Source organism: Janthinobacterium sp. TND4EL3, assembly GCF_900156175.1.
Taxonomy (GTDB): domain Bacteria; phylum Pseudomonadota; class Gammaproteobacteria; order Burkholderiales; family Burkholderiaceae_D; genus Janthinobacterium.
The window spans coordinates 42,118-67,683 of the sequence record NZ_FTMV01000009.1 but is presented as its reverse complement, the minus strand read 5'-3'; the positions used below and the strand labels follow the sequence as shown (position 1 = coordinate 67,683).

The following is a 25,566-nucleotide window of genomic DNA, read 5'->3' as shown; positions in this document are numbered from 1 at the left end:
GTATAATGCGCGCAAAGGAAATTTGCCGTACGAAAGATATTGTCATACCTACCTTTAACCCGCAGCCACGCTGCATCAACCACCTTCCAACCATGTTGATACTGCCGGGTTCCAATGCCCTGTCCCATTTCCGTAGCCACCGTCTGTTAAGCCAACTGCAAGCCGTCTCGCCTGCGATTGTTGCCGTACAAGCACGCTATGTCCATTTCATCGATGCCAGCGCGCCCCTCACGGCCGATGACAGCACCCGTCTCGGCGCCTTGCTGACGTACGGCGAGCCGGCCCAGGCCGACAATACGGAAGGCGCTGCCGAAGAATTCTTCGTCATCCCCCGTTTCGGCACGATTTCGCCGTGGGCTTCGAAAGCCACCGACATCGCGCACAACTGCGGCATGGCGCACATCAAGCGCGTCGAACGCGGCATCGCTTTCCGCATCAACCTGAAATCGGGCATCCTGGGCAGCGCCATCGGCGCCGGCAAATTGTCGGACGAGCAAGTACAGGCCGTGGCCGACCTGCTGCACGACCGCATGACGGAATCCGTGCTGCGCAGCGCCGACGACGCCAAGGACCTGTTCCGCACGCTGGAAGCGCGTCCGCTCGAATCGATCGACTTGCTGGGGCAGGGCAAGCGCGCGCTGGAAACGGCGAACGTCGAGCTGGGCCTGGCCATGTCGGAAGACGAAATCGACTACCTGGACGCCGCCTTTACCAAGGCCGGCCGCAACCCGACGGACGTGGAACTGATGATGTTCGCGCAGGCGAACAGCGAGCATTGCCGCCACAAGATCTTCAACGCCGACTGGACCATCGACGGCGTGGCGCAGCCCAAGTCGCTGTTCGGCATGATCAAGAACACGCACGAACTGCAGCCGAAGGGTACCGTCGTCGCCTACAGCGACAACTCGTCCATCATGGAAGGCGCCACGGTCTCGCGCTTCTACCCGCGCGGTGCGAACCACGAATACGCGGCTTCCACGGAACTGACGCACACCCTGATGAAGGTGGAAACGCATAACCACCCGACGGCGATTTCTCCCTTCCCCGGCGCCTCCACGGGCGCGGGCGGCGAAATCCGCGACGAAGGCGCGACGGGCCGCGGCGCCAAGCCGAAGGCCGGCCTGACCGGTTTCACCGTGTCGAACCTGTCGCTGCCGGACGCCGTGCGCAGCTGGGAAACGGCCGCTTCCGTGACGGCGCCGCTGGCGTCGCGTACTGAGGCAGATCAATACGGCAAGCCGGAACGCATCGCTTCGCCCCTGCAGATCATGATCGAGGGTCCATTGGGCGGCGCCGCGTTCTCGAACGAATTCGGCCGTCCTGTCCTGGGCGGCTACTTCCGCACGTATGAACAGAACGTGGGCGCAGACAAAGACGCCGTGTTCGGCTACCACAAGCCCATCATGATCGCTGGCGGCATCGGCAATATCTCGGCGCAGCACACGCACAAGAACGACATCCCCGTCGGCAGCCTGCTGGTGCAGCTCGGTGGCCCGGGCATGCGCATCGGCATGGGCGGCAGCGCCGCTTCGTCGATGACGACCGGCAGCAACACGGCCGACCTGGACTTCGACTCCGTCCAGCGCGGCAATCCGGAAATGGAACGCCGCGCCCAGGAAGTCATCAACGCCTGCTGGCAAATGGGCGCGGACAACCCGATCATCTCCATCCACGACGTGGGTGCGGGCGGCTTGTCGAACGCTTTCCCGGAAATCACCAACGACGCCAAGCGCGGCGCGATTTTCGACCTGCGCAAGATCCCGCTGGAAGAATCGGGCATGGCGCCGAAGGAGATCTGGAGCAATGAGTCGCAGGAACGCTACGTTCTCGCCATCGCGCCGGAAAGCCTGCCATTATTTAAAGCCATGTGCGAACGCGAACGCTGCCTGTTCGCCGCCGTGGGCGTGGCCACCGAAGAACGCCAGCTCAAACTGATCGACCCGGAACTGGGCAACGAGCCGGTCGACATGCCGATGGACGTCTTGCTGGGCAAGCCGCCGAAGATGCAGCGCGACGTGGTCCACGTGGCCAACGATTTCCCGGCGATTGACCTGACGGGCATGGACCTGGTGGACGTGGCGCAAAAAGTGCTGCTGCTGCCGACCGTGGCCGACAAATCCTTCCTGATCACCATCGGCGACCGCAGCGTGGGCGGCATGACCGTGCGCGACCAGATGGTGGGACCATGGCAAGTACCGGTGGCCGATTGCGCCGTCACCACCATGAGCTTCGAAGGTTATCTGGGCGAAGCGATGGCCATGGGCGAACGCACGCCGCTGGCCGTCATCGACGCGGCAGCGTCCGGCCGCATGGCCGTGGGCGAAGCCGTTACCAACATCGCCGCCGCAGCCATCAGCGATATCAGCGACATCAAGCTGTCCGCCAACTGGATGGCCGCCTGCGGCCAGCCTGGCCAGGACGCAGCCCTGTACGATACGGTCAAAGCCGTCGGCATGGACCTGTGCCCGGCCCTGGGCATCAGCATCCCCGTCGGCAAGGATTCGCTGTCCATGCGCACGACGTGGAAAGACGAGGGCACGGGCGCGGCGAAATCCGTCACGTCGCCAGTGTCCCTGATCGTCTCCTCGTTCGCGCCCGTTCTTGATGTGCGCAAGTCGCTCACGCCGCAGCTCAAAACGGACCAGGGCGACACGTCCTTGATCCTGATCGACCTGGGCCGCGGCAAGAACCGCCTGGGCGCCTCGGCGCTGGCGCAAGTCATGGGGCAGCTGGGCAATGAAACGCCGGACGTCGACAGCGCGGAAGACCTGAAAGGCTTCTTCGCCGCCATCCAAAAGCTCAACAGCGACGACAAGCTGCTGGCCTACCATGACCGTTCGGACGGCGGCCTGTACGCCACCCTGACGGAAATGGCCTTCGCCGGCCACACGGGCATGTCGGTCAACCTCGACATGCTGACGATGGAAGGCGAGCACTCCAGCGACTGGGGCGACGCCAAGAACTGGGCCGGCCAGGTAGCGGAACGCCGCAACGAACTGACCCTGCGCGCCCTGTTCAGCGAAGAGCTGGGCGCCGTGATCCAGGTACGCGCGGAAGAAAAGTCGCTCGTCATGGACGTGCTGCGCACGTTTAACCTGGGCGCCTGCAGCCATATCATCGGCAAATTGAACGACCGCGACGTCATCGAATTCACGCGCGACGCCAAGCTCATTTACACCCAGCCGCGCGCGGACCTGCACCGCCTGTGGAGCGAAACGAGCTGGCGCATCGCCCGCCTGCGCGACAACCCGGCCTGCGCGGACGCCGAATACGACCGCCTGCTGGACGTGCAAGACCCGGGCATGTCGCCTATCGTCACGTTTGACCAGAACGAGAACATCGCCGCGCCATTCATCGCCACCGGCGTGCGTCCCCGCGTCGCCATCCTGCGCGAGCAGGGCGTCAACTCGCATATCGAGACGGCCTACGTGATGCATCAGGCAGGCTTTACGGCCGTCGACGTGCACATGAGCGACCTGATTGCGGGCCGCGTGAAACTGGACGACTTCCAGGGCGTCATCGCCGTGGGCGGCTTCTCGTACGGCGACGTGCTGGGCGCGGGCGAAGGCTGGGCAAAAACGATTCTGTTCAACGCCAGCCTGGCGGAACAGTTCGCGCGCTTCTTCAACCGCACGGACAGCTTCGGCCTCGGCATCTGCAACGGCTGCCAGATGATGAGCAACTTGAAGTCGATCATCCCCGGCGCCCACGCCTGGCCCAAGTTCACGCGCAACAAGTCGGAGAAATTCGAAGGCCGCTTTGCCATGGTCGAAGTGATGGATTCCCCATCGATCTTCTTCAACGGCATGGCCGGCACCCAAGCCGGCATCGCCATCGCCCACGGCGAAGGCTACGCCGACTTCTCGCAAACGGGCGACATCACCCAGGTCACGAAAGCCATGCGCTTTGTCGACAACAAGGGCGCCGCCACGGAAGCGTATCCATACAACCCGAACGGCTCGCCGGAAGGCATCACCTCCGTCACCACGCCAGACGGCCGCTTCACCGTGCTGATGCCGCACGCGGAGCGCGTGTTCCGCAGCGTCCAACAGTCGTATCACCCTGAAGCATGGGGCGAGGATTCGCCATGGATGCGCATGTTCAGGAATGCGCGGAAGTTTGTGGGGTAATTAGTTCGCTAGCAGGGCGGCGCCGGAGTTCAAGGCGCTGCTGCTGGGGTAGGAATGAGAAAGCCGCTGTCGGGAGACAGCGGCTTTTTTTTACGGTTTAGTAATTGCACGGAACCTATTTTGAATGAGGCGATAAGACGTAGCGTCGAAATTTTCATGTGGTTGCGCGTTGCGATAGCGTGCTTTGCAAACTGTTGGTCAATAAACGTACGGTCACTAAGTATGTATTTCCATATGGAATTTTTTTTGCAATTATGCTAGTATATTTATTTGTTCGACATATCATTTTTGGGTCGAGTTTTTATATTTGGGTTTGAAAAATTTTTGATTTTCCGTAAGATTTTCAAATATCTGGCTCCGGTTTATGTGACTGCTTGTCGCACTAAAAATGTCGGGCTTGTTTTTTTGGGATGGCTGTCTCAGAGTTTATTGAGATTCGTCGTCAATTAAATTTTCAATATAGACGGGAGAAGTAGAATGGGAATATGGGATTCAATTAAAAAAACCGCAATGAAGGCAAAGTGTGGAATGGGATTTCATGCTGGAACAGGAAAAAATGTTGAAGGGAAGCCATTGTGCTACTTCGAAAATTTGTGCCCTGATTGCAATGAAACAATTAAGGTCAGCAAGCATAATTATCCATTAAGCTGGGAAGATGCTGGTCGTGATTACGACAGTGATAATAAGTGCACAAAAGTGCAAAAATGTGATCATTGCGATCATCAGATGAGGAAGGTTGTACACGCTGAATATGAGCGTGTGGGTAAAAATGGCCGCTGTCAAATTATCGAAAAATGTGTTCAATGCGGCGATGAAAAAACTGGATCTGAAAGCCATAGCTGGTATCGGTATGGATCTCAAGAGAATAGTTCGAATGTGACTGTTAAATGCCATGATTGTCAAAAAACGGAAACAAGATCACACTTTTGATGTTCAGCCAATTTGGTGATTTCTATCACTGAAATCTGAAGGGCATGATTTAGTGGAAATTTATCTGGAGAAAACGTAACGGTTTCATCACCAGATAGATCAGCGAGCGAAAATTTTCTCGATAGCGCACTAAATTATTTCTTCAGGTTTTTTGATGAAGGTTACAACCCCTTCGCCACCCCCACAATCACCACCGCCGACGGCACCAGCAAAAACTGCGCGATCAGCGTGCCCGCCAATCGGCTTCCCACCAGCCACACCACCGCCCGCCTGAACTGCGATTCTTCGATCTTGCCTTCGATGACGTCATCCGTCATGCCCGACATGTGCGGGTCGATGAAGACGGCCATCATGACGGTGGCGCCGCCGTTGATGATCGATGAAAGGGTGCTGGAGGTGACGCGCACGCTGGGGTCGAGCACGCCCGCGTATAGCGCGGCAAAGACCCCGACTGTCCACAGGGCCGTGGCGATGACGTTCATGGCTGTCATGGAAATAGATACGCCGGATTTTTGGCGCAGGCCCGTGACGTTGGCGGGCTTGGGCAGGCTGGCGGAGGTCTTGAGGTAGGACAAGCCGCCCTTGAAGACGGCGTGCAGCAGCAGTTTTGGCACCGACCTGTGTACCTGGAAGTGCTCGACGGCGCGGCAGAAGGCGCGCTGGAAGGTGGGGATCAGGATGGCGCCCAGTACCGTTGCCAGGCTGGCGGAGAACAGCAGCCAGCGGAAGTCGAGCAACAGGGCGCTGGCGGCGACATGCTGGTCGATGCCCGTTTCCACGCGCTTGGCCAGGAATGGCCCCAGGAAGGAATTCGACGTGCGCGACAGCAGCATCAGAATGCTGAACAGGGCCAGCGAGACGGCGATGCGCCGGGTGCGGATGCCGGCGATGCGCACGGAGTAGGCGAGGGTGCCGATGATGTGGATGATGAACGTCAGCGCGCAAATCAACAGCAATTGCTTGTCCATCACAACCTTGCAGTAAAGAAAATGTCATTCCATGCTGCCATGAAGTTACTTATTTTTCAACTGCAATGAGATAAGCATGACGGTCATCGTCTTTTTCATTCCATGGTTGTGGATGGACACGCAGCAGCGTCTTGCCGCGCTGTGCAGTGAACGCTGGATTCTCTGGCTGAATGACGGAAATAATGTCAAAAATAAATATTCTTAATTGGTGAATATTGGTGAATATTTAGCAATATCAAACGGTGCAGAATCAGGCATCGCGTCTTTTGCAAATTCAACAATTCTTCATAGGCATCGTCTGATCCTGCCCGCAAGGCGAGGGCGGCGGCACTGCGGGCAGCAGCAAGATTCTTAACCGACTTTCGCAAGCAGCGCTTGCATGAGGAGAATTGATGATGACGCCATATCCCGATGATGCCCTGCATCTGACCTCCGAGTGGTTCATTCTGCCCGGCGGCGAGGCGCAGGTGGAGCAGGCGCTGGCCGTGCTGGTGCAAGCCGTGCTGTCGCAGGAACCCGATACGCTGGCTTATCTCGTGCACCGCCCGCGCGCGGCACCTTCCCGCCTGCAGTCGCTGCCGCCGGGCAGTCCCCAGTCGCTGCTGTTTTATGAAATCTATCGCAACGACGCCGCGTTCCTGCTGCATGTGAACGGGCCGGTATTCCAGGCATTCGTCGCCGAGCACGGCCACCTGTTTATTGGCGCCGAGGGGCGGCCCTTTACCACGGTGGCCTTTCTCTCGCAGGTCAACGGTTTTATGCGCAGCGCGCCTGTCTAGGCGGCATGGCGGCCCGGCTATCGATCTTGTCGTCGTCCCTCAACTGGAGAAAGTCATGCGAAAAATTGCAATATTAATATTGCTTGCTGGCCTGTGTGCCAATGCCGCCGCGCAAGCCATCGATCCCTTCGCCAATTCGCAGCTGCCGCCGCCCGCCGGCTATAGCGGCCCCGTGTTTGCCTTGAGCCATGCCTACCCGGCTGGCCAGGCCGTCCCTGCGATGCCATGGCGCGCGGCCATCAACAACGGCCAGATTACGACGGCGAATGCCGGCGCCTATGCCGAGGCGTTGAAGGCATCGATCGGGGCGGACATGCGCGTCATGTTGCTCGACTACAAGAACTGGAACGCCGGCGAGCGCGGCTGGTACAACGAGCCGTGGATGGGCGCGACTTCGGTGGCGAAAAAACGCGCGACCATGCGTGAACCCCTGCGCGGCATGTATGTGGGGTCGGCCGAGCTCGATGCAGACCTGTTCAAGGCCAGCGGCCTGAAACGGCCGATCACCACCTATGTGCTGACGTATTACGACAAGACCGCCGCCGTTACGCTCAACAAGGTGTGGGGGGCGACGGCGCGCGAGCCCAACCTGACGGCGCAATCGACGCAATTTGCCGAAGGCTCGGTGATCATCAAGGCCGCGTTCATCACGGCGGGGCCGGAACTCTGGCCGGTCATGCAGGGCACCGTGTCCTGGCCCGCGTATGTGAGTGTCAACGCCACGCTCCCCAAGCCACCCACGGCGCCCGCGTTGACCAATACGTATCTGATGCAGTTCGACATCATCGTCAAGGACAGCGTGTCCGCGCCGAAGACGGGCTGGGTGTTCACCACGCTGGTCTACGACTCGCGCGCGGCAAAGGGCGGCGACATCTGGGACAAGATGGTGGTACTGGGCGCGCAATGGGGCAATGATCCGCAGGCCAGCGACCCCGCCATACTCAAGCCGGTGCTGCAGGAAAACTGGATGAACCCGAAGGCGCCCGCCTACGGCAGCGCTACCCTGGGCTGGGGCGGGCGCCTTTCCGGCCCCAACGATGGTGCGATGAATAATATTGCCTATCCGGAAGGGAAGAAACCCACCCTCAAATACGCGCGCAACGGCCAAAACTCGTCCTGCATGAGCTGCCACAGTTCCGCGCAATGGAACGTGGCCAGCCATGCCATGCCATCGTTCCTGTTGCCGATACTCAACTCCGGCTCCATCCAGCGGCCCGCACCGCAAAACGGCACCGATTTCACGCTCTCGCCGGCGCCCGGTTCGGCGCTATGGATGAAATGGTTTCAGAACCGCAAAGGCGACGTGCCGATGGATGCCGGCAGCATCGCGGGCGACTTCGATATGGTGCTGACCTTTAAATCGTTGCCGAACTGGTACTCATCGACCCAGACCCCGGGCGTGGCGCACACGCTGATGAATTTCGACCTGCGGGGCAAGCGCCTGCCCGGCAAGGAAGCGGAGTAACAGCGGCGGCAGGGCAGGTCCATGCTTGCATTTGAGGCATGCGCCCTCATTTGGGTGGGAGTGGCAGCGTAGCGCTGCCCCACCCACACCAACCCGGAGGTACACCATGAGTTTCGATTCCTTTTTGTCCAAGCTGAAGTCCAAGGCAAGTGAACTGAAAACCGAGGCACTGAAGTACAAGAACAAGGATTTCCTGAACGCCGCGATGGCGGGCTCGGCCCTGATCGCCATGGCCGACGGCAGCGTCAGTGCGGAAGAGAAGCAGAAGATGGTGAAGTTTATTGAAAGCAATGATGCGCTGTCCGTGTTTACCACCAGCGATGTCATCAAGGCTTTCCAGGAATATGTGGGCCAGCTGGAATTCGACAAGGATATCGGCGAAGCCAAGGCCTATCAGGCGCTGGGCAAGATGAAGTCGAATGTGGAGGCGTCGCGCCTGCTGGTGCGCATGATTATCGCCGTCGCTTCGTCGGACGGCAATTTCGACGCCAACGAGCAGCGCGTGGCCAGCAAGATCGCGCGCGAGCTGGGCTTGACTCCGGCGGAGTTCGAGCTGCAGTAAAGCCGGGGCCAGCCGGCCCCGGCTGGCTTAACTCTTGTCCCACCACGGCGGCGTGCTTGACGACCAGGGGCACGCCATGTCCACTTCGCTGATCCTGTAGCGGATCTCGATCACCTGGCCGGGGCTGAAGGGACCGCGTTTCCAGTCGCCGGAATCGAAGACGTAGCCTTTGCCCTTGATGCAAAGACTGGTCGGATTGTTGCCGATGGGACCGGTCGAGTGCAGGGTGACGCGCACTTCGCCGTTGGCGTCCAGCGGCGCGTCGCCGCCCATGAACAGTGGATCCGAGCCGACGTCGCAGACGCTGGTGCTGCCTATCTTGCTGCAGCGTTTGATGTACGTTTGCTGGCGCGCCTGGGCCAGGTAATCGTCATGCCGCATCGGCTTGCCGTCGTCATAGCTAAAGCGCAGGATGACTTGCGTGGGCTCGCTGGCCGGATGGCGCGTGGTGCTGGTGCAGGCGGCGCTGACCAGGGCCAGCAATGGCCAGCTTAGCAGGCGCAGGCTGCGGCGCAGCAAGGCCCGCAGGGGTGTCGTACCGGATGTGTGCCGCATGCGCTTGCCGTTCGTCTCGTGAATCTGGCGGCGATCATAGCATGCGGGCTGGCGTGCGGCGCGCGCGTTGCGGCCGGACGGTCAGGGCACTGTGTGATTCATTTCTTGTAACACTTTTTTGCACAGCTGGCCGTAAGCCAGGCCCGCGCCGTGCCGGTGCCCGGCCAGGTCATAGGCGGCGCTGATGTCCTGCCATCGCACGCTGCCGGGCAAGGGGCGCAAGTCGTCGTCGAGGTCCATTTCGAAGTGGATGAAGTGACCATCGGCACTCAGCAGCTTGCCGCGGACGGCGGGCAGGTCGGGAAAGGCCAGCCGCAGGTCGAGCATGATGGCCGTGCCCAGCGCCACGCCGTGGCCGGCCGCGCACTGGCGCAGGGCGTCGGGCAGGGGAAGCGCGCGCCACCAGGCCGCCGTCTGGCGGATGGCGGCCAGGGTCCGCGCGTTTTGCTGCTCGATGCTGCATTGCTTGCTCATGGCTGCCCTGTCTGCGCCGGCCGGACCTGCCGGTCCGGTCCTGCGCTTGCCGGCCTCAGCGCGACGCCAGGCTCATGTTTTGCACATGGGCCGGCACGACCTCGCCGCTGGCCAGGCTCTCGGCCGGTACCATCATCAGTACTTCGCCGCCCACGCTGCCATCGTCGCGCAGGTCGATGCGCATGGCCAGCTGCCTGTCCAGCGCCACGAAACTGTTGCTGGTGGCGGCAATGATGCGGTGCTCATCCTGGTCGTCGATGCGCGCATACATGGCGCCGATGCTGCCGGCGTTGCGCAGATGGAGCACTTGGCCGTTCGCCAGCTCGTAGCCGCCGCGGAACGGGGCGAAGTCTTGCGCATTCATGAAGTGCCTTTGTGCCGGCAATTCTATCGTCTGCAGGCGTCCGCCGGGAATGACGACGGTCTGGCTGTCGGGAAGCGATTGTGCGTTTGCCAGCAGGGCGCATGCGCCCAGGGTGCCGGCCAGTATCCATGTTTTCATTTTCCAGCCCATCCTTGAAGTGTGGTGCCGTCCGCTGCCGGTGCGGCCATGTTGATGTGGGTGCCAGGGAAATCGAACCGGTTCGTCCGCATGCACTGCCATCACGTGGCAAGGTGCGGCCAGCCGGTCTTGTCAGTGTAGGCAGGCGCGTTGCGCCGCACATCATCCGGGCGGATGATATGGCGTCATGCGTCGAAGGCGGCCAGGTGGGCCGTCGAACCGTGGAACAGGGCGATCAGTTCGCCCTGGCGCCGCGTATCCGTCTTCAGGTAGGCGTGGTGCAGGTGGGTCTTGACGGTATTGACGCTGATGCCGCAGCGGGCCGAGATTTCGCCGATGGTGGCCCCTTGCGCCAGGGCCTGGCCCACTTGCGCTTCGGCTTGCGTCAGGTCAAACAGCTGGCGCAGCGCGGGTATCGACATGTTCGACAGGGCAGGGTCGCGCGCGACGACGAGCGCGCATGGCGCGTGCCAGGCGGGGAAGGGCGCCACCGTCAGCAGCAGCGCCGGCGACTGGCCGCGCGGCAGGCGCAGCGACTGGCATTGCGGCGCGCCGTGCATGCTGGCGATGACCAGGCGCACGGCGCGCATCAGGGCCGGCGGCGGCCCCAGACGCAGCGGTGCGTCGAGCAGGGCGTGGCCGGCGGCGCTGGCGTACAGCACGCGCACATGTTCGTCGAGCAGCAGTACGGCCGCGCCCATGGCGTCGAGCGCCGCCATGCCGCACCTGCCCGCCAGGCTGTCGTCTTGCAGGCGCTGGCGCAGGCGCAGGGCGCGCTGCAGTTGCGGCACCAGATCCTGCAATTGCTGCCTGGCGCGGCGCTCGTGTTCCGGCGGCGCGGGCTGGCGGCTGATGGCCAGCACGGCCATGCTGTGCGCGCAGATGGGGATCACGGCGGCCAGCGGCTGGCAGGCACACGGCGGTGCCGCGCCGCCGCCCAGCACCTGGCCGGCAGGCTCGTCGTCGTAGAGGGTGAGGCTGGCGCTGGCGGCGCCGAAGACGCGGGCGATGTCGCAGCACAGACCGGGCCAGCAAGCGTCATCGCCGGCCGCGTCGAGCAGCTTTCCGATCAGTTCGCCCCAAACACGCTGGGCCTGGCCTGGCGCCGTCATGTTATTCCCATACTCTGGTTGCACAGTATCGCCTGGCGTGCTGGTGCGTGACTGGGTAAGGACTGCGACGCAACGGGGACCGGCCGCCTTCGTGGGGGACGGGCCTGCCGCTGTCATCTGGCCGGGGTAACTATCAAGATAGTACAAACACTGGGGCACCGCAATGCGGCACTGCCGGCGGCGCGGCGTGCTTGCGGATGTTCGTCAGGCATACTCAGGCATCACCGCGCCACGCTGCCGATCAGCGCCGGGAAATCGGCCATGAAGCCGTCGCGCGCCAGGATGCCGGCAGAGACGTTCTGCGGGTCCGACTCGTCGCGGCGCATCAAACGGGCAAACGTGTAGGTCTTGCCCTTGCTGGAGGCCCACCCGACATACCAGCCATAGCCGGACGCCGCCCCCGTCTTTGCGTGCAGCTCCCAGCCGGCAAGCGGCTTGTCCTGCTTCGTCAGCGCCGCCGTCATGGCATAGGCATGTTGCGTCACGTCAAGCTGACGATTGACCACTTTGCCGAGAAAAGAGAGCTGTTCCAGAGGCGAAATGCGCAGCGACGACGAAATCCAGGACATCGTCAGCCCATCGTGTTCGGCGTCGCCGGCAACGTTGGCGTTTCCATAGTCAAATTTTCTCGTGTACGCGGCAAAACGCTCCCTGCCCAGGGAGCGGGTGAGGTTTTGCGAATACCAGACCACGGAATCCTGCATCCACTTTTGCGGATTCGTCGGATGCTTCCACGAGTCGAGCCAAGCGACGTATCCAGGCTGATACGGCAATTCCGGCGCGTGTTCGTTCTTCAGGAAGCCCGCGTCGTAGGCCATGAGACTGATTGCAATTTTGAAGGTGGAAGCGGGCGTCACCTGTTTCCTGCAGTCGCCACGCTGGAGCACAATTGCACCGTTGCCGGCATCCGCGATAGCCGTGCATATTTCCGCTGCATGCGCCATGGAAAATAGGGATATCAGGCCTGTGCAGGCGAGGTAATTTTTCATGAAATTCATTCAACCTTCCACTGGGTAGGGGAACCGCGTCATGCCGCATTTGCCGGGGCAGCAATATCCACGGCGAGGGCGTCCGGACCGGCTCAGTGTACGAGATGGTTATCATATTTGCAAGCAAAGGGGCAGCGGCGGGAACGCTGGCAGGCCGGACGGGGCCGGGGACGACTATGCCGGACGCGCGACTCTTGTTGGCACATGTCGTTTCCGCGGCAAACGGACACACGGAAAACATATCCATAGGGTAAGCTTCGGGCCTAGGCTATTTCGCAACTCTATCAAAAATACATGACTTCCATAATGATTCCCGACGTCGCCCTGGTCGACAATACCGAACAACGCACGCCGCTGGTGCTGGTGCTGGACTGCTCCGGCAGCATGGATGGCGAACCCGTCTCGCTGCTCAACGAAGGCCTGGCCTTGCTGGAACAGGAACTCAAGGCCGACGTGATCGCCGCCAAGCGCGTGCGCATCCTCGTGATTCAGTACGGCGCCCACGATGAAGCCGTGGTGGCCAGCAACTGGTGCGACGCCATGGATTTCACGGCGCCCGTTTTGTCCGCGAACGGCACCACGCCGACGGGCGCGGCCGTGGAGCTGGCGCTGGCGGAAATCGAGCAGGAAAAGCAGCGTTTCCGCCAGGCGGGCGTGGCGTACACGCGGCCATGGCTGTTTTTGATGTCGGACGGCGAGCCGACGGACCGCTGGCAGCAGGGCGCCGGGCAGGCGCGCGCGGCCGAGCAGGGTAATAAAGTGGCGATCTTCCCCATCGCCGTGGGCGACCATGCGAATATCGACACGCTGGGGCAGTTTTCCAGCCGTGGCGAGCGGGGCGTGAAGCAGCTGAAAGGCTTGCAATTCCGCGAGCTGTTCCTGTGGCTGAGCGCCAGCATGCAGGTGGTGTCGCAATCGCGCCCCGGCGCGCAGGCGCAGCTGGCGTCGACGGACGGCTGGTCCGTCGTGAGTACGTGAAAGCCCGGTGATCCATGCCGATCGTAAACCAGCAGTGGCGCGTCTTCGGCGCCTCCGTCACGGGCAAGGCCCATCTGGATAAAGACATCGCTTGCCAGGATGCGCACGCCCACGCCGTCGTGAACGACGTCTTGGTGGCTGTCGTCTGCGACGGCGCCGGTTCTGCCCGCCTCAGCGAGCAGGGCGCGCAGTTTGTCGCAACACACGCCGTGCAGGCGCTGGCGGGACGGCTGGAGCAGGGCGCCACCGTGCAGGATCTGCAGGACGGCGCGCTGGCGGGCACGCTGGCGCAGGTCCGCGCCGCGCTCGACGACATCGCCGGCGCCGCCAGCGCCACCCTCGATGACTACGCCTGCACGGTCGTGGGCGTGGTGATGGGGCCAGATGCCGGCTTCTTCTTCCACCTGGGCGATGGCCTGGGCGTGGCGCAGCGGATGGACGGCGGCGAACTGATCTCGCTGCCCGCCAACGGCGAATACGCCAACGAAACATATTTCATCAGCGGCGCGCGCTGGCGCGAACAGCTGCGCCTGCTTGCGATTCCTCAAGCCGTGCGCGGCGTCGTGCTGATGTCGGACGGCTGCATGCCCTTTGCCATGAGCAAGAACAATGCAGCGCTGTACGCACCGTTCATGGATGCCGTGCAAGGCTATCTGCGCACGGTCGAGAGCAGCGAGCTGGGCAATACGGCGCTGGCGTCCACCCTGGCCGACCCGCGCACGCACCAGATCACGGGCGACGACAAGACCCTGCTGCTGGCCTTGCGCGCATGAGCCGGAAGCAGGGCGTGACACCGGGCCTGACTCCGGGCGGCAAGATATGGCTGGATAAGGTCCGCAGTTTGATCTTGGGCAAGCTGATCAAGAGCGGCGGCGCGGGCAGCGTCTACCTGCTGCCCGGTGCGCCCGCGCAGGTCGCCAAGCTGTACCACCCGCACCTGGACCGGGCCGCCAACCGGCGCAAGCTCGAAGCGATGCTGGAACTGTCGCCCGAATTGCCCGATCAGCTCGAAAACGGCAAGCGCTACGTGCAGATCGCCTGGCCGCAGGCGGCCGTGTTCGACGGCCAGGGCGGCTTTGCCGGTTTCGTCATGCCCCTGCTGGACATGGCGCAAACGGCCGAGCTGGAACAGATCATGCAGGAGCGGCAAGCGCGCGCGGCGGGCCTGCCCACGGGCCTCGGTCCCAAGCTGACCCTGGCCGCCAACTTGGCCGCCGTCCTCGACGCGCTGCACCAGCAGCAGCATTACGTGGTCGACCTGAAGCCTGTGAACCTGCGTTTTTACCGCGATTCCCTGTACATCGCCATGCTCGACTGCGACGGTTTCAGCATCCAGGGCCATGCGGAGCGCTTTCCTGCCGAGCAATTCACGGCCGACTACCTGGCGCCGGAATTCCAGCGCAAGGGCATGCCGGCGGGCACGGAGCTGGCGCAAGACCGCTTCGCCCTGGCCGTCGTCATCTTCCAGCTGCTGAACTTCGGCATCCACCCCTACAGCGGGCGGCCCGGCAATGCGCAGGCGCCCACCGATATTCCCGGCCGCATCCGCGACGGGTATTACGCGTATGGCGTGAAGCGCCACAAGAACATGGCGCCGAACGCCACCAGCGGCCACGCCTTGATGCCGCCCGAGCTGCGCGCCATGTTCGACCGCGCGTTTTCCCCGGCGCCGCAACCGCAGCGGCCCTCGGCGGCCGACTGGGCGCAGTTGTTGCGCGGCTATGCGCAGCGCAGCGGCGGCAAGCTCGTCGTGTGTGCCGCGAATGCCGAGCACCAGCATTTTGCGGGCCAGGGCTGCGCGGCCTGCGCGCGCGACAAGGTCATTGCGGCGGCCGCGCAAGCGTCCGTGCAGGCCCAGCAGATGCAATTGCAGCAACCATCGTTGCCGCCGCAGCGCAGCGCGCGCGGCGCGCACCATACGACGCCAGGGCAGGCGCCCGTTGCCATCCCGATATCGGGCAGCGGCGGCATCACGGGCAAGGGCTGGGCCGTGGTGGTGTTGCTGATCGTGCTGTTCCTGATCGGCTTTACGGCCTGGACTTCGTCGCCCGACGAGGCGAAGGACAAGGCCGCGCTGCAGGCCCAAGCCGATCAGGCCGCCGGCCTGGAAGTCTTTGGCTGGCGCCCCCGCAAGGCGGCCGATTTCCAGCCGTCCGATGCGCGCAAGGCCGTGCGCAGCCTGTCGCAGGCGGTCAGCAAGGGCGACGACGACGCCGTCACGCGCGGCTTGCAGCTGCTGTACCGTTCCGGACAGGAAAAGGCATCTGTCTACGGCGGCGACCGCACACGGGCGCAGCTGCGCGCGTCCTTGCTGGAAGGCCTGGGCTGGGTGCCCGGCTATGAGCCGGCGCTGGTCGCCAGCTATCTTGACTTGCTGCAAGCGAACCCGCGCGACCATCTGGTGGCGGCGGCCATGGGCCGCATGCACCTGAGCCTGAACGAACCGCAGGCGGCGCGCCAGTACTTCGAGCAAGCCGTGTGGGCGCACCCGACGGATGGCACGGCCTGGCTGGGCATCGCGGCGGCGGCCCTGCTGCGCGGCGGCGACGAGCGCGATGCCGTCAACCTGGTGGCGCTGGCGCAGCTGACGGCTTACCGTTATGCGGTGGAGCACGCCTTGCCCGCCGAGCCGGGCCAGCCGTCCGACCATGGCGTCGCGCGCATGGCGCAGCGCATGAACCTGGCCGCCAAGGTGCTGCGCCTGGCCCAGCCGGGCGCCTACCAGAAGCGCTGGGACAAGGCGCTGGCCGATGGCGCGTTGCTGGCGGCCAGACTCAAGGCCTTGCCGCCCTTGCGCGACCAGGTGGCCGGCGTGCAGCGCGAGACGATGACGACGGTTGAATATGGCGTGCTGGACGAGAAGCATGCAGCGGGTGAAAACCGCCTGACCCTGACGATTGCCGCCGACGGCACCCTCAGCTACGCGGCGGCCGAGTTGCCGATGGAACCCATGCTCAACAAGGTGCTGCTCTATAGCGTGAAGCGCTGGACCTATTTGCCGGCCGTGCAGCACGGTCAATTGCTCGATTCCAAGGTGGTGGTACTGGTGCGCTACCGCAACGGTCGGGTCAGTTTCGCGCCGGGCGGTGTGTCCGTCGCGCCGGATAATTAAAGGAATGGCATGAAAATCAAGACCTTATGCGCGCTGCTTGGCGCTTGCCTGCTGACCCCGGGCCTGGCGCAGGCGGACATCGTGCAGCGCCAGGTGCTGGCCAGCATGGCCGCCGAACCCGACAACGAGGGCGGCGACGTGTACACGATTGCCGGCACGACGGCCTGCGGCGGCAGGCAGATCCGCATGGATGCCCGTTCGGTGAACCTGGACGAGGCGCCTTACGCGGCGCTGAAGGCCGAACTGGCCGACCACATCCGCAGCAAGACGCCCATGCTCGTCACCGTGAAAAGCTGCCCCGAGGATGCGAGCGTGCCCATCGTGCGCCGGATCGCGGCCTGCACGCCAGCCACCTGCGCCGATGGCCGGGCGAGGCTGTACCTGCACGAACGTTTCTTTCCCGTCGAGCAGGAGCAGGCGCCCAACGTGCTGCTGTTGCCCTTGCCAAAAGGCAAACTGCCTGGCACGTGGAAGGTCGATATTTATAGCGTGACCGGCCACAAGCTGCGCCTGTCGGGCCATGTCAACCGGGCCGATTATGCCTCCGGCGAGCTGGTGGGCGGCTACGTCACGTATTACCCGAATGGCAAGATCGAAAAGCAGGTGGCGCAGGACGGGCAGGGCCGGCAGCACGGCGTCGGCAGCAAGTATTATCCCGATGGCACGCTGGAGCTGCGCGGCAACTGGCGCCACGGCATGCCCGAGGGCGCACACCAGCGCTATCACACTACGGGCAAGCTGAGCGAGACGAGCCGCTACCGCGATGGCAAGCAGCTCGACGGCCCCGTGCAGACCTTCGATGAAAATGGCAAACCGAGCACGAGTTATGTACTGCGCGGCGGCAAGATGGAAGGCGAGATGCTCACGTATTTCCCTGATGGACGCATTTCCAGCCGCTCCGCAATGAAGGAGGGGAAATACAATGGTTTGACGACAAACTATTACGCTGATGGCGCCGTGCGCGGCACCATGACCTTGCGCAATGACTTGCCCACGGGCGAGGCGCTGGAATTCTATCCGGACGGTAAGGTGCAAAGCCGCCAGCAGTATGCCGACGATGGCGGCTTGCTGAGCCTGCAGCGCTACAGCCCGCAAGGCGTGCTGCTGCTGGAGCGGCGATGGGATGCGCAATTGCGCGAACAGGGCACGTCGCGCTCGTGGTACGAAAGCGGCAAGCCCGAGCAGTCGATCGACTACGTGAACGACCGGCGCGACGGCTGGAGCCGCAGCTGGCACGAGGATGGCAGCCTGAAAAGCGAATGCCGGTATGTGGCCGGCAAGGCCCAGGGCGGTTGCGGCGAGCCGTTGCCATCGCAGGAACTGGAACGCAAGGAGCAGGCATGGCGCGCATTGTGAAGCACGTGCTTGGCGCCATGCTGCTGTGGCCGGTGCTGGCCAGCGCCGAGATCGAGCAGCGCCAGGTCGTCAGCGCCATCGCGGCGGCGGCCGGCGGCGATGTGCTGACCCTGGCCAGCGACAGCGGCTGCGGCGGGCGCCAGGTGCGCATGGATGCCCGTTCGGTCGGGCTGGATGCGGCGCAATACGCGGCCATGAAGCAGCAGCTGGCGCCGCTGATACGCGACGCGACGCCCTTGCTGATGCGCATCCTGTCGTGTCCGGCGCCGGGCGCAGCGGCGGCCATGCCCGAAGTTGGCAAACTTGGCGGTTGCGAGCCGCAAGCGTGTGCCGATGGCAAGGCGCGTCTGTACCTGAACGACAATCTGCGGCGCGGCGAAGTGAAGGAGCATGCGCGCTATGCGCTCGTCGTGCCGCTGCCACCAGGCAAGACACCGGGCACCTGGCAAGTCGCGGTATTCCACGTGCGCGAAGGCGAGCCGACGCGGCTGTCGGGCCAGGTCGACGGCCCCGATTACCTGCGCGGCAAGCTGGTGGGCAACTACAGCATGTATTACCCGCATGGACAGCTGGAAATGCAGGTGGAGCAGGACGGGCGCGGCGTGCCAGAGGGCATGCAGACCCGCTACTATCCGGACGGCCAGGTTTCCATGCGCGGCACGTGGCGCAATGGCGTGCAGGAGGGTGAGGAGCAGACTTATCACCAGAGTGGCAAGCTGATCGAGTCACGCACCTACCGCAACGGCGCCCGCGCCGATGGCTTGATGGAAACCTTCGATGAGCACGGCAAGCTGCGCACGCGCATGACGCAGCTCAAGGGCCAGGCGGAGGGTGAACTGCTGCTGTTTTATCCCGATGGCAGCGTGGAAAGCCGCAGCCAGTATGTCAATGGCATCAGGACGGGACCGGGCACGGAATATTTTCCGGATGGCAAGGTACGCAGCACGGTAAGCTATGTGGACGGCAAGCCTGCCGGCGACAGCGTCGAATATTATCCGGACGGTAAAGTCGCCAGCAAGCGCACGCACAGCGGTCATTACGTGCTGCGCAGCGAACAGCGTTTCAGCCGCGCCGGCGTATTGATCGTGGACAAACGCTGGAACGCGGGCGGCCGCGAGGAGGGCGCATTGCGTTCCTGGTATGCGGATGGCAAGCCGCGCCAGCTGATCGAATACGTGAACGGCGAACGCCAGGGCTGGACGCGGCATTGGAACGAAGATGGCAGCCTGGAAAGCGAATGCCGCTATGTGGCGGACGAGCCGCAGGGGGAGTGTATGGGTGCGTCGGCCAGATTTTCGTATACGGAAGATGGCATACACATAGACTAGGCGGCGGGCCGGTCAGGTCCTTTATCGGCCTGCGATCAAACGGGCATAGCGGTAATCTGGGATCAGCAACGGTTCAATTTCTGCTCTCCAAACCCAGGCTGCGATATCACGCGGAGTTTCTTCCTGCGTAAAATCAGCAAAGAATTCCCGCAGGCTGGTGATGGCGATCAGAAAGTCTTCGGCGCCTAGCAATTGAAAGGAATACACCTCCTGGGTGATGAATTCTCCGCTTGTTATGCTGGACAATATTTCATGGTTGGAACTCAATACCTCATCGAAAATGGCGCCAAACACACGCCATAGTGCATCATCGATACTGGCCCAGGACAGGTTTTCGGCCGAGGGCGGATGTTTGGGGTCAAGAAGACCGATAACAATAACACCCATGGATCAGTTCACTGCCACAAGGGCGCTACTGGTAGGCACAGCGTGGAGCCAGGCCGCAATGTTGCGCGAAATGAATAGCGCCACCACCATCCAACTAGCGACATTGTCGTCCCATGAGATGAACGACTGCTTCTGGCCGCTTGAAGCCACCTCAAATTGCATACCTGTTCCGTGCAGCGGCCTCAAGCTCAGCTTGCGCCAAGCCTGCTTGTTGCCAAAATTCAAAAAAATACTCCAATGTTTCGGCAGTAGCGCAACTATCCATGGGATGCAAGACGCATATGGCCGTTCTTATTTTCAAGACGTCCGGCGCGTGCGATTGATCTCGCCCTTCGATTGCTCGCCAGAGGCGTACACGCTCAGCGATGACTTCCTCAGCCGTCGCCGCGCCGCTCATGTATCGATACACCACAGCTGCCGCTGACCTGGCAAGCGCAGGCAATTGCTCAGTCACACTGCCGATCGCCTCAATCATGAAGCGCTGAGCTGAAAATTGCTCTGCAGGGGCAGATGCAATGGCATCAAAAAGTTTCCTATTTAACATTTTGCGTTAGGTTTCGGTGATTGCGCGATGCCTGCAGCGGGGCCGCCTGTGGCAAATGGCGGCACACCGCCGTGTTTCATCGCACGATGCGCCTGCTGTCGGCATCAGCAGGCGGTCGTGTTCGTCGACTAGCGGTGCGGCGGCGTCAGCACGCTGGCGATGGCCTTTGGTAACGTTTCCGGATAATCGCGGCTGAAGTGCAGGCCGCGGCTTTCGCGGCGCGACAGGGCGCTGTTGACGATCATCGAGGCCACGTCGACGAGGTTGCGCAATTCCAGTAAATCGTGCGTGATGCGGAAGTTGCGGTAGTACTCGTCGATTTCTTCCTTCAGCAGGGCGATGCGGTGCTGGGCCCGCTCCAATCGCTTGGTCGTGCGCACGATGCCCACGTAATTCCACATGAAGCGGCGCAGTTCGTCCCAGTTGTGGGAAATCACCACTTCCTCGTCCGCATCCGTGACGCGGCTTTCATCCCAGTCGGGCAGGTAGGGCGTGCCCAGCTTTTCCTTGCGTTCGATATCCTGCGCGCAGGCGCGGCCGATGACTATGCATTCGAGCAAGGAATTGCTGGCCAGGCGATTCGCGCCATGCAGGCCCGTGCAGGCCGTCTCGCCCACGGCGTACAGGCCGGGCAGGTCGGCGCGGCCGGCCAGGTCCGTCACGACGCCGCCGCACGTGTAGTGGGCGGCGGGCACGATGGGGATCGGTTCCTTGGTGATGTCGATGCCCAGTTCCAGGCAGCGCGCGTAAATCGTGGGGAAGTGTTCGATGAGGAAGTCGGCCGGCTTGTGGCTGATGTCCAGGTGCACGTAATCGAGGCCGCGCTTCTTGATCTCGAAGTCGATGGCGCGCGCCACGACGTCGCGCGGCGCCAGCTCGGCCCGCTCGTCGTGGGCCAGCATGAAGCGCGTGCCTGCCGCCGCGCCCGCTTCGGGCGGCAGTTTCAGCAAGCCGCCTTCGCCACGGATGGCTTCCGTGATCAGGAATGACTTCGCGTACGGGTGGTACAGGCAAGTGGGGTGGAACTGGATGAATTCCATGTTCGACACGCGGCAGCCGGCGCGCCAGGCCATGGCGATGCCGTCGCCGCTGGCCGTGTCGGGATTGGTTGTATATAAGTACACTTTGCCGGCACCGCCCGTTGCCAGCACGGTATGCTCGGCGGCAAAGGTCAGCACCTTGCCCGTTTGCTCATCCTGCACGTACAGGCCGTGGCAATGGGGCTGGGCGTTGCGCTGGGCGGGCTTCATGCCCAGCTTGTCGGAGGTGATCAGGTCGATGGCGCAATGGTGTTCGAACAGGCTGATGTTCGGGTGCGAGCGCACCTTTTCTTCCAGCGTCACTTGCACGGCGTGGCCCGTGGCGTCGGCCGCGTGGATGATGCGGCGCTGGCTGTGGCCGCCTTCGCGGGTCAAATGAAAACCCAGCTCGGCCGTGGCGTCGCGCGTAAACGGCACGCCTTGCTCGATCAGCCATTCGATGGCTTCGCGGCCGTGCTCGACGATGTAGCGCGTGGCGCTCTCGTCGCACAGGCCGCCGCCGGCCACCAGGGTGTCTTCGATGTGCTGCTGGTGGCTGTCGCCCGAGTCCAGCACGGCCGCGATGCCCCCCTGCGCCCAGTTGCTGGCGCCGTCGAGCAGCGCGCGTTTGGAAATGATCGCGACGGTGCGCGTCTCAGCTAAATGCAGTGCAACCGATAAACCCGCCAGGCCACTGCCGACAATCGCTACATCAAATTTCATGACATTTATCTCTTTTAGGGGATGCATACTATATTCCATTTCCCCTGATTCGGTAATGTGTTGAGATAAATTCTACCGGCGAAAGATAGCCGGGCCTGTAGCTTGTTGCGTATCAATGCCTGCGCGGAACAGTCCGCCATGATGGCAAGACCGGAGCCAGCCGCCATGTTCAGGCGCCGCTGGCTCAGGCCGCTTCTTGCCGCAGGGGGAACCATGATCCGCATATTCAGCCATTACGTCTCGAAAACAGCGTTTATCCTGCTGTTGCTGGAAATCCTGATCCTGCTGCTGTCGGCCACATTGACATCGTTGCTGTGGCTGGCGGACGGCAGCCGCGTGCTGCGCGTGGGCGAGATTTACCTGTCGTCCGCGATCTTCGCCCTCGTCATCGTCCTGAGCATGAGTGCGCTGGGCATGTACCAGCACCGCTCGCGCGACGACATCCGCAACACCTTATTGCGCATCCTGCCGTCGTTCGCCCTGGGCTTTGCCGTGCTCAGCGTGCTGATACGCTTCATACCCGCGCTGCAGTTCGGGCGCGGCAGCGTGCTCGTCTTCGGGCTGGGGGCCATCGGCGTGCTGCTGGCCCGTCTCGTCGTATTCAAGTCCTCGCAGTCGGCGCTGATGGAAGGGCGGCTGATCCTCGTGGGCGGCGGGGCGCTGGCGCGCGAATGCATGGAGCTGGCGGCCAGCAAGATCGGTTTCCACCAGTTCACGGTCGTCGGCTGTATCGCCGTGGCCGGCGAGCAATGCTGCGTGCCGGCCTCGGCAATGCTGCCGGCCGAGCCGTCGCTGCTGGCCATGGCGCAGCGCCATGCGGCGCATGAAATCGTCGTGTCCGTCAGCGACCGGCGCAACGGCGCGTTTCCAGTCAAGCAACTCCTGGAATGCGCGCTGGGCGGCGTGAAGGTGATCGACGCGGCCACGTTCTTCGAGCGCGAAGCGTGCCAGATCCGCATCGATTCCTTGCAGCCGAGCTATCTGATCTACGGCGGCGGCTTTGACCAGAGCTTTTTCCGCGCCGCCTCGAAGCGCCTGTTCGACCTGGCCGCCAGCGGCGTCATTTGCCTGGCGGCGCTGCCCGTGATGCTGGCGGCGGCCGTGTGCATCCGCCTGGAAGACGGCGGCCCCGTGTTCTACCAGCAGGAACGGGTAGGGCGCGACGGCTTGCCCTTCCGCGTGCTGAAATTTCGCAGCATGCGCTGCGACGCCGAGCGCGAAGGCACGCCCGTGTGGGCGCAGGCCGACGATGCGCGCATCACGCGCGTGGGCCGCTTCATCCGCAAGCTGCGCATCGATGAACTGCCGCAGGTGCTCAATGTGTTTCGCGGCGAGATGAGTTTTGTCGGCCCCCGTCCCGAGCGCGCCTACTTTGTCGAGCAACTGAAGGAACAGGTGCCTTATTACAACATCCGCCACAGCATCAAGCCCGGCATCACGGGCCTGGCGCAAGTGCGCTATCAATATGGCGCCTCCGTCGACGACGCCGTGAAGAAGCTGCAATACGATTTGTATTATGTGAAAAACAATAGCCTGTTCCTCGACCTGCTGATCCTGCTCGACACGGTGCAGGTGGTGCTGTTTGGCAAGGGCAGCCGATGATGCGGGCGCAGCCGGCCTGGCTGGCGGCGGCCGACGCGGCGGCGCTCAGCCACGGGCTGGCGTCGCTGGCCTTCTTCGTGCTGGCGCTGCTGCTCATCAGCAACTGGCGCGCGCGGCAGAATGCGCGGGCGCTGCTGGCCGCCTGCCTGGCGACGGGCGCGTGGGCGACGGGCACGGTGGTGCTGGTGCTGCTGGGGCGGCGCATCTCGCTGGCCGGCGACGTGCTGGAAATGCTGCGCACGGGAACCTGGCTGGCGTTCCTGCTGCTGCTGATGGGCCCCTCCCGGGCGCGTTTGCGCGCCGCGCTCGCCGGCATCGCCGTCATCGCCCTGGCGCCCGGGCTGTCCGCGCTGGCCTCGGCCTGGCTGGCGTTGCCTTTGCCAGCGCGCATCATCGCCAGCGTCAGCCGTTTGCTGCTGGCCGTGCTGGGCATGCTGCTGGTGGAACAGTGGTACCGCAACACGCCGCCCTTGCAGCGCTGGGGCGTCAAGTTTGCCTGCCTGGGCGTGGGCGGCCTGTTTGCCTATGATTTTTACCTGTACAGCGACGCCTTGCTGTTTCGCGCCATCAATGACGAGATCTGGGCCGCGCGCGGCATCGTCGACTCCCTGTGCGCGCCGCTGCTGGCCGTCTCGGCCGCCCGCAACCCGGCCTGGGCGCTGGGCCTGTCCGTCTCGCGCCAGGTGATGTACCGCTCGGCCGCCTTGCTCGGTTCGGCCATCTATCTGCTGGCCATGGCGGCCAGCGCCTATTATCTGCGCTATTTCGGCGGCACCTGGGGCGCGCTGATGCAGATGGCCTACCTGGGCGGCGCGGCCCTGCTGCTGGCCGGCGTGCTGTTTTCCGGCAGCCTGCGCGCCAAGCTCAAGGTCAGCATCAACAAGCATTTCTATAACGCCATCTTCGATTACCGCGAGGAATGGCTGCGCTTTACGCGCGCCCTGTCGGAAGACGGCCCGGCCCTGGGCGAACGCACGATACAGGCCGTGGCGCAGCTGGTGGAAAGCCCGGCCGGCGCCCTGTGGATCTTGCGCGGGGAGGGTCTGTTCGTCCCGGCCGCCAGCTGGAACTGGCCGCCGTCCGGCTGGAGCGAGCCGGCGTCCGCTTCCCTGTGCCAGTTCCTGGAAGCGCGGCAGTGGGTGATCGACGTGCCCGACTGCCGGCAGAATCCGCATCAGTACGGCGGCCTGGTCCTGCCGCCCGCGCTGCTGGACTTGCCCCAGGCCTGGCTGCTCGTGCCCCTGATGCTGCATGGCAAGCTGTTTGCCTTTGTCGCGCTGGCCCGCCCCCGCACGCCCATCGGCCTGAACTGGGAAATCCGCGACGTGCTGAAAATCGCCGGCAGCCAGGCCGCCAGTTATCTGGCGCACCGCGAATCGCTCGATTCCCTGATGGTGTCGCGCCAGTTCGAGTCGTTCAACCGCATGTCCACCTTCATCGTGCACGACCTGAAAAACCTGGTGTTTCAATTGTCTCTGTTACTGAGCAATGCGGAAAAGCACCGCGCCAATCCCGCTTTCCAGGAAGATATGTTGCGCACCCTCGATCATTCCGTGCAGAAAATGAAGACCCTGCTGCAAAAGCTGGCCCACGGCGAGGCGGCCGAGGCGCCCGCACCGCTGCGCCTGGACGGCTTGCTGCGCCAGGCCGTGGCGGCCAAGGCCAGCCTGGCGCCGGCGCCGCGGCTGGAAATCGTCGATGCCGGTCTGATGGTGCTGGCCCACCGCGCCCGCCTGGAACGCGTGCTCGGCCATTTGATCCAGAACGCCATCGAAGCGACGGCCAGCGACGGCACGGTGGACGTGCGGCTGAGGCGCGAGCATCGCACGGCCGTCGTCGAACTCGACGATACGGGGCAGGGCATGAGCGAGCAGTTCATCCGCGAGCGCCTGTTCAAGCCGTTCGACACGACGAAGACGGCCGGCATGGGCATCGGCGTGTTCGAAAGCCGCGAATACATCCGCGAAGTGGGCGGCAGCCTGGAGGTGCGCAGCGCACCGGACGTCGGCACGACGTTCCGCGTGGTCTTGCCGCTGCATGCCGCATGAACA

22 protein-coding genes are annotated in these 25,566 nt (G+C 63.2%); 13 read left to right on the top strand and 9 right to left on the bottom strand.

Going from position 1 to position 25,566, the window contains the following annotated elements:
• The first annotated feature begins 92 nt into the window (after window positions 1-92).
• Together purL and BXA07_RS30210 are read left to right on the top strand one after the other, a co-directional pair.
• Window positions 93-4,130 carry a phosphoribosylformylglycinamidine synthase gene (gene purL, locus BXA07_RS15380; RefSeq protein ID WP_076568789.1) on the top strand — a complete coding sequence of 1,346 codons (4,038 nt, stop codon included), beginning with the start codon at window positions 93-95 and terminating at the stop codon, window positions 4,128-4,130.
• A gap of 477 nt (window positions 4,131-4,607) precedes the next feature.
• The gene (locus tag BXA07_RS30210; protein ID WP_139335597.1) at window positions 4,608-5,060 is read left to right on the top strand and encodes a hypothetical protein; all 453 of its coding nucleotides are present in this window, start codon (window positions 4,608-4,610) and stop codon (window positions 5,058-5,060) included.
• Window positions 5,061-5,221: 161 nt separating this feature from the next.
• Here the strand turns inward: BXA07_RS30210 and BXA07_RS15370 are convergent, their stop codons facing one another.
• Window positions 5,222-6,028: a lipid II flippase Amj family protein gene (locus BXA07_RS15370; protein WP_076568787.1), complete on the bottom strand. Its 807-nt coding sequence runs from the start codon at window positions 6,026-6,028 to the stop codon at window positions 5,222-5,224.
• A 76-nt stretch (window positions 6,029-6,104) separates the two neighbouring features.
• On the opposite strand from BXA07_RS15370, the gene BXA07_RS31625 reads away from it, so the two are divergent.
• From BXA07_RS31625 to BXA07_RS15355, 4 genes are all read left to right on the top strand, one after another.
• Window positions 6,105-6,233, top strand: coding sequence for a hypothetical protein (locus BXA07_RS31625; RefSeq protein ID WP_280175059.1), 129 nt, complete (start codon window positions 6,105-6,107; stop codon window positions 6,231-6,233).
• A gap of 187 nt (window positions 6,234-6,420) precedes the next feature.
• Window positions 6,421-6,807: a putative quinol monooxygenase gene (locus tag BXA07_RS15365; protein ID WP_076568786.1), complete on the top strand. Its 387-nt coding sequence runs from the start codon at window positions 6,421-6,423 to the stop codon at window positions 6,805-6,807.
• A 55-nt stretch (window positions 6,808-6,862) separates the two neighbouring features.
• On the top strand, window positions 6,863-8,272 hold the full coding sequence (locus BXA07_RS15360) for a hypothetical protein (RefSeq protein WP_139335596.1): 1,410 nt from the start codon (window positions 6,863-6,865) through the stop codon (window positions 8,270-8,272).
• 106 nt (window positions 8,273-8,378) lie between these two features.
• A complete protein-coding gene (locus BXA07_RS15355; protein ID WP_076568784.1) occupies window positions 8,379-8,834 on the top strand; it encodes a tellurite resistance TerB family protein in 456 nt (151 codons plus the stop codon).
• 27 nt (window positions 8,835-8,861) lie between these two features.
• Here BXA07_RS15355 and BXA07_RS15350 read toward each other — a convergent pair whose 3' ends face one another.
• From BXA07_RS15350 to BXA07_RS15330, 5 genes are all read right to left on the bottom strand, one after another.
• Window positions 8,862-9,389 (bottom strand): hypothetical protein, encoded by a 528-nt coding sequence (locus BXA07_RS15350; RefSeq protein WP_139335595.1) that lies wholly within the window; start codon window positions 9,387-9,389, stop codon window positions 8,862-8,864.
• An 81-nt stretch (window positions 9,390-9,470) separates the two neighbouring features.
• Window positions 9,471-9,863: a hypothetical protein gene (locus BXA07_RS15345; RefSeq protein WP_076568782.1), complete on the bottom strand. Its 393-nt coding sequence runs from the start codon at window positions 9,861-9,863 to the stop codon at window positions 9,471-9,473.
• A 55-nt stretch (window positions 9,864-9,918) separates the two neighbouring features.
• The gene (locus BXA07_RS15340; protein ID WP_076568781.1) at window positions 9,919-10,365 is read right to left on the bottom strand and encodes a hypothetical protein; all 447 of its coding nucleotides are present in this window, start codon (window positions 10,363-10,365) and stop codon (window positions 9,919-9,921) included.
• A gap of 185 nt (window positions 10,366-10,550) precedes the next feature.
• The gene (locus tag BXA07_RS15335) at window positions 10,551-11,477 is read right to left on the bottom strand and encodes a helix-turn-helix transcriptional regulator (RefSeq protein WP_076568780.1); all 927 of its coding nucleotides are present in this window, start codon (window positions 11,475-11,477) and stop codon (window positions 10,551-10,553) included.
• Between the two features lie 221 nt (window positions 11,478-11,698).
• Window positions 11,699-12,466 (bottom strand): penicillin-binding transpeptidase domain-containing protein, encoded by a 768-nt coding sequence (locus tag BXA07_RS15330; RefSeq protein ID WP_076568922.1) that lies wholly within the window; start codon window positions 12,464-12,466, stop codon window positions 11,699-11,701.
• A gap of 294 nt (window positions 12,467-12,760) precedes the next feature.
• Here BXA07_RS15330 and BXA07_RS15325 point away from each other — a divergent pair, with 294 nt between their 5' ends.
• Genes BXA07_RS15325 through BXA07_RS15305 form a run of 5 tightly spaced genes read left to right on the top strand, consistent with a single transcriptional unit; the run spans window position 12,761 to window position 19,240 of the window.
• Window positions 12,761-13,444, top strand: a complete 684-nt coding sequence (locus tag BXA07_RS15325) for a vWA domain-containing protein (RefSeq protein WP_076568779.1) — start codon at window positions 12,761-12,763, stop codon at window positions 13,442-13,444.
• 14 nt (window positions 13,445-13,458) lie between these two features.
• Entirely contained in the window at window positions 13,459-14,217 is a 759-nt protein-coding gene (locus tag BXA07_RS15320) for a PP2C family serine/threonine-protein phosphatase (protein ID WP_076568778.1), read from the top strand.
• Complete coding sequence (locus BXA07_RS15315; RefSeq protein WP_076568777.1) at window positions 14,214-16,556, top strand: hypothetical protein; 2,343 nt, start codon at window positions 14,214-14,216, stop codon at window positions 16,554-16,556. Before BXA07_RS15320 ends, BXA07_RS15315 begins: the two co-directional genes overlap by 4 nt.
• Window positions 16,557-16,565: 9 nt before the next feature.
• Window positions 16,566-17,912, top strand: a complete 1,347-nt coding sequence (locus BXA07_RS15310; protein ID WP_076568776.1) for a toxin-antitoxin system YwqK family antitoxin — start codon at window positions 16,566-16,568, stop codon at window positions 17,910-17,912.
• Window positions 17,897-19,240, top strand: coding sequence for a toxin-antitoxin system YwqK family antitoxin (locus tag BXA07_RS15305; RefSeq protein ID WP_076568775.1), 1,344 nt, complete (start codon window positions 17,897-17,899; stop codon window positions 19,238-19,240). Before BXA07_RS15310 ends, BXA07_RS15305 begins: the two co-directional genes overlap by 16 nt.
• 21 nt (window positions 19,241-19,261) lie before the next feature.
• Here BXA07_RS15305 and BXA07_RS15300 read toward each other — a convergent pair whose 3' ends face one another.
• From BXA07_RS15300 to nadB, 3 genes are all read right to left on the bottom strand, one after another.
• Window positions 19,262-19,627 carry a hypothetical protein gene (locus tag BXA07_RS15300; protein ID WP_076568774.1) on the bottom strand — a complete coding sequence of 122 codons (366 nt, stop codon included), beginning with the start codon at window positions 19,625-19,627 and terminating at the stop codon, window positions 19,262-19,264.
• A 151-nt stretch (window positions 19,628-19,778) separates the two neighbouring features.
• On the bottom strand, window positions 19,779-20,171 hold the full coding sequence (locus BXA07_RS15295; RefSeq protein ID WP_076568773.1) for a hypothetical protein: 393 nt from the start codon (window positions 20,169-20,171) through the stop codon (window positions 19,779-19,781).
• A 128-nt stretch (window positions 20,172-20,299) separates the two neighbouring features.
• Complete coding sequence (gene nadB / locus BXA07_RS15290; protein WP_076568772.1) at window positions 20,300-21,913, bottom strand: L-aspartate oxidase; 1,614 nt, start codon at window positions 21,911-21,913, stop codon at window positions 20,300-20,302.
• Window positions 21,914-22,126: 213 nt separating this feature from the next.
• On the opposite strand from nadB, the gene BXA07_RS15285 reads away from it, so the two are divergent.
• The gene (locus BXA07_RS15285; protein ID WP_076568771.1) at window positions 22,127-23,515 is read left to right on the top strand and encodes a TIGR03013 family XrtA/PEP-CTERM system glycosyltransferase; all 1,389 of its coding nucleotides are present in this window, start codon (window positions 22,127-22,129) and stop codon (window positions 23,513-23,515) included.
• Window positions 23,512-25,563, top strand: coding sequence for an XrtA/PEP-CTERM system histidine kinase PrsK (gene prsK, locus BXA07_RS15280; RefSeq protein WP_076568770.1), 2,052 nt, complete (start codon window positions 23,512-23,514; stop codon window positions 25,561-25,563). The genes BXA07_RS15285 and prsK overlap by 4 nt, the downstream gene beginning before the upstream one ends.
• The last annotated feature ends 3 nt before the right edge of the window (window positions 25,564-25,566 follow it).

Bases quoted from the DNA above. Each gene is read 5' to 3' on its own strand.
- purL (WP_076568789.1), top strand. From the start codon at position 93: ATGTTGATACTGCCGGGTTCCAATGCCCTGTCCCATTTCCGTAGCCAC.
- BXA07_RS30210 (WP_139335597.1), top strand. From the start codon at position 4,608: ATGGGAATATGGGATTCAATTAAAAAAACCGCAATGAAGGCAAAGTGT.
- BXA07_RS15370 (WP_076568787.1), bottom strand. From the start codon at position 6,028: ATGGACAAGCAATTGCTGTTGATTTGCGCGCTGACGTTCATCATCCAC.
- BXA07_RS31625 (WP_280175059.1), top strand. From the start codon at position 6,105: ATGACGGTCATCGTCTTTTTCATTCCATGGTTGTGGATGGACACGCAG.
- BXA07_RS15365 (WP_076568786.1), top strand. From the start codon at position 6,421: ATGATGACGCCATATCCCGATGATGCCCTGCATCTGACCTCCGAGTGG.
- BXA07_RS15360 (WP_139335596.1), top strand. From the start codon at position 6,863: ATGCGAAAAATTGCAATATTAATATTGCTTGCTGGCCTGTGTGCCAAT.
- BXA07_RS15355 (WP_076568784.1), top strand. From the start codon at position 8,379: ATGAGTTTCGATTCCTTTTTGTCCAAGCTGAAGTCCAAGGCAAGTGAA.
- BXA07_RS15350 (WP_139335595.1), bottom strand. From the start codon at position 9,389: ATGCGGCACACATCCGGTACGACACCCCTGCGGGCCTTGCTGCGCCGC.
- BXA07_RS15345 (WP_076568782.1), bottom strand. From the start codon at position 9,863: ATGAGCAAGCAATGCAGCATCGAGCAGCAAAACGCGCGGACCCTGGCC.
- BXA07_RS15340 (WP_076568781.1), bottom strand. From the start codon at position 10,365: ATGAAAACATGGATACTGGCCGGCACCCTGGGCGCATGCGCCCTGCTG.
- BXA07_RS15335 (WP_076568780.1), bottom strand. From the start codon at position 11,477: ATGACGGCGCCAGGCCAGGCCCAGCGTGTTTGGGGCGAACTGATCGGA.
- BXA07_RS15330 (WP_076568922.1), bottom strand. From the start codon at position 12,466: ATGAAAAATTACCTCGCCTGCACAGGCCTGATATCCCTATTTTCCATG.
- BXA07_RS15325 (WP_076568779.1), top strand. From the start codon at position 12,761: ATGACTTCCATAATGATTCCCGACGTCGCCCTGGTCGACAATACCGAA.
- BXA07_RS15320 (WP_076568778.1), top strand. From the start codon at position 13,459: ATGCCGATCGTAAACCAGCAGTGGCGCGTCTTCGGCGCCTCCGTCACG.
- BXA07_RS15315 (WP_076568777.1), top strand. From the start codon at position 14,214: ATGAGCCGGAAGCAGGGCGTGACACCGGGCCTGACTCCGGGCGGCAAG.
- BXA07_RS15310 (WP_076568776.1), top strand. From the start codon at position 16,566: ATGAAAATCAAGACCTTATGCGCGCTGCTTGGCGCTTGCCTGCTGACC.
- BXA07_RS15305 (WP_076568775.1), top strand. From the start codon at position 17,897: ATGGCGCGCATTGTGAAGCACGTGCTTGGCGCCATGCTGCTGTGGCCG.
- BXA07_RS15300 (WP_076568774.1), bottom strand. From the start codon at position 19,627: ATGGGTGTTATTGTTATCGGTCTTCTTGACCCCAAACATCCGCCCTCG.
- BXA07_RS15295 (WP_076568773.1), bottom strand. From the start codon at position 20,171: ATGTTAAATAGGAAACTTTTTGATGCCATTGCATCTGCCCCTGCAGAG.
- nadB (WP_076568772.1), bottom strand. From the start codon at position 21,913: ATGAAATTTGATGTAGCGATTGTCGGCAGTGGCCTGGCGGGTTTATCG.
- BXA07_RS15285 (WP_076568771.1), top strand. From the start codon at position 22,127: ATGATCCGCATATTCAGCCATTACGTCTCGAAAACAGCGTTTATCCTG.
- prsK (WP_076568770.1), top strand. From the start codon at position 23,512: ATGATGCGGGCGCAGCCGGCCTGGCTGGCGGCGGCCGACGCGGCGGCG.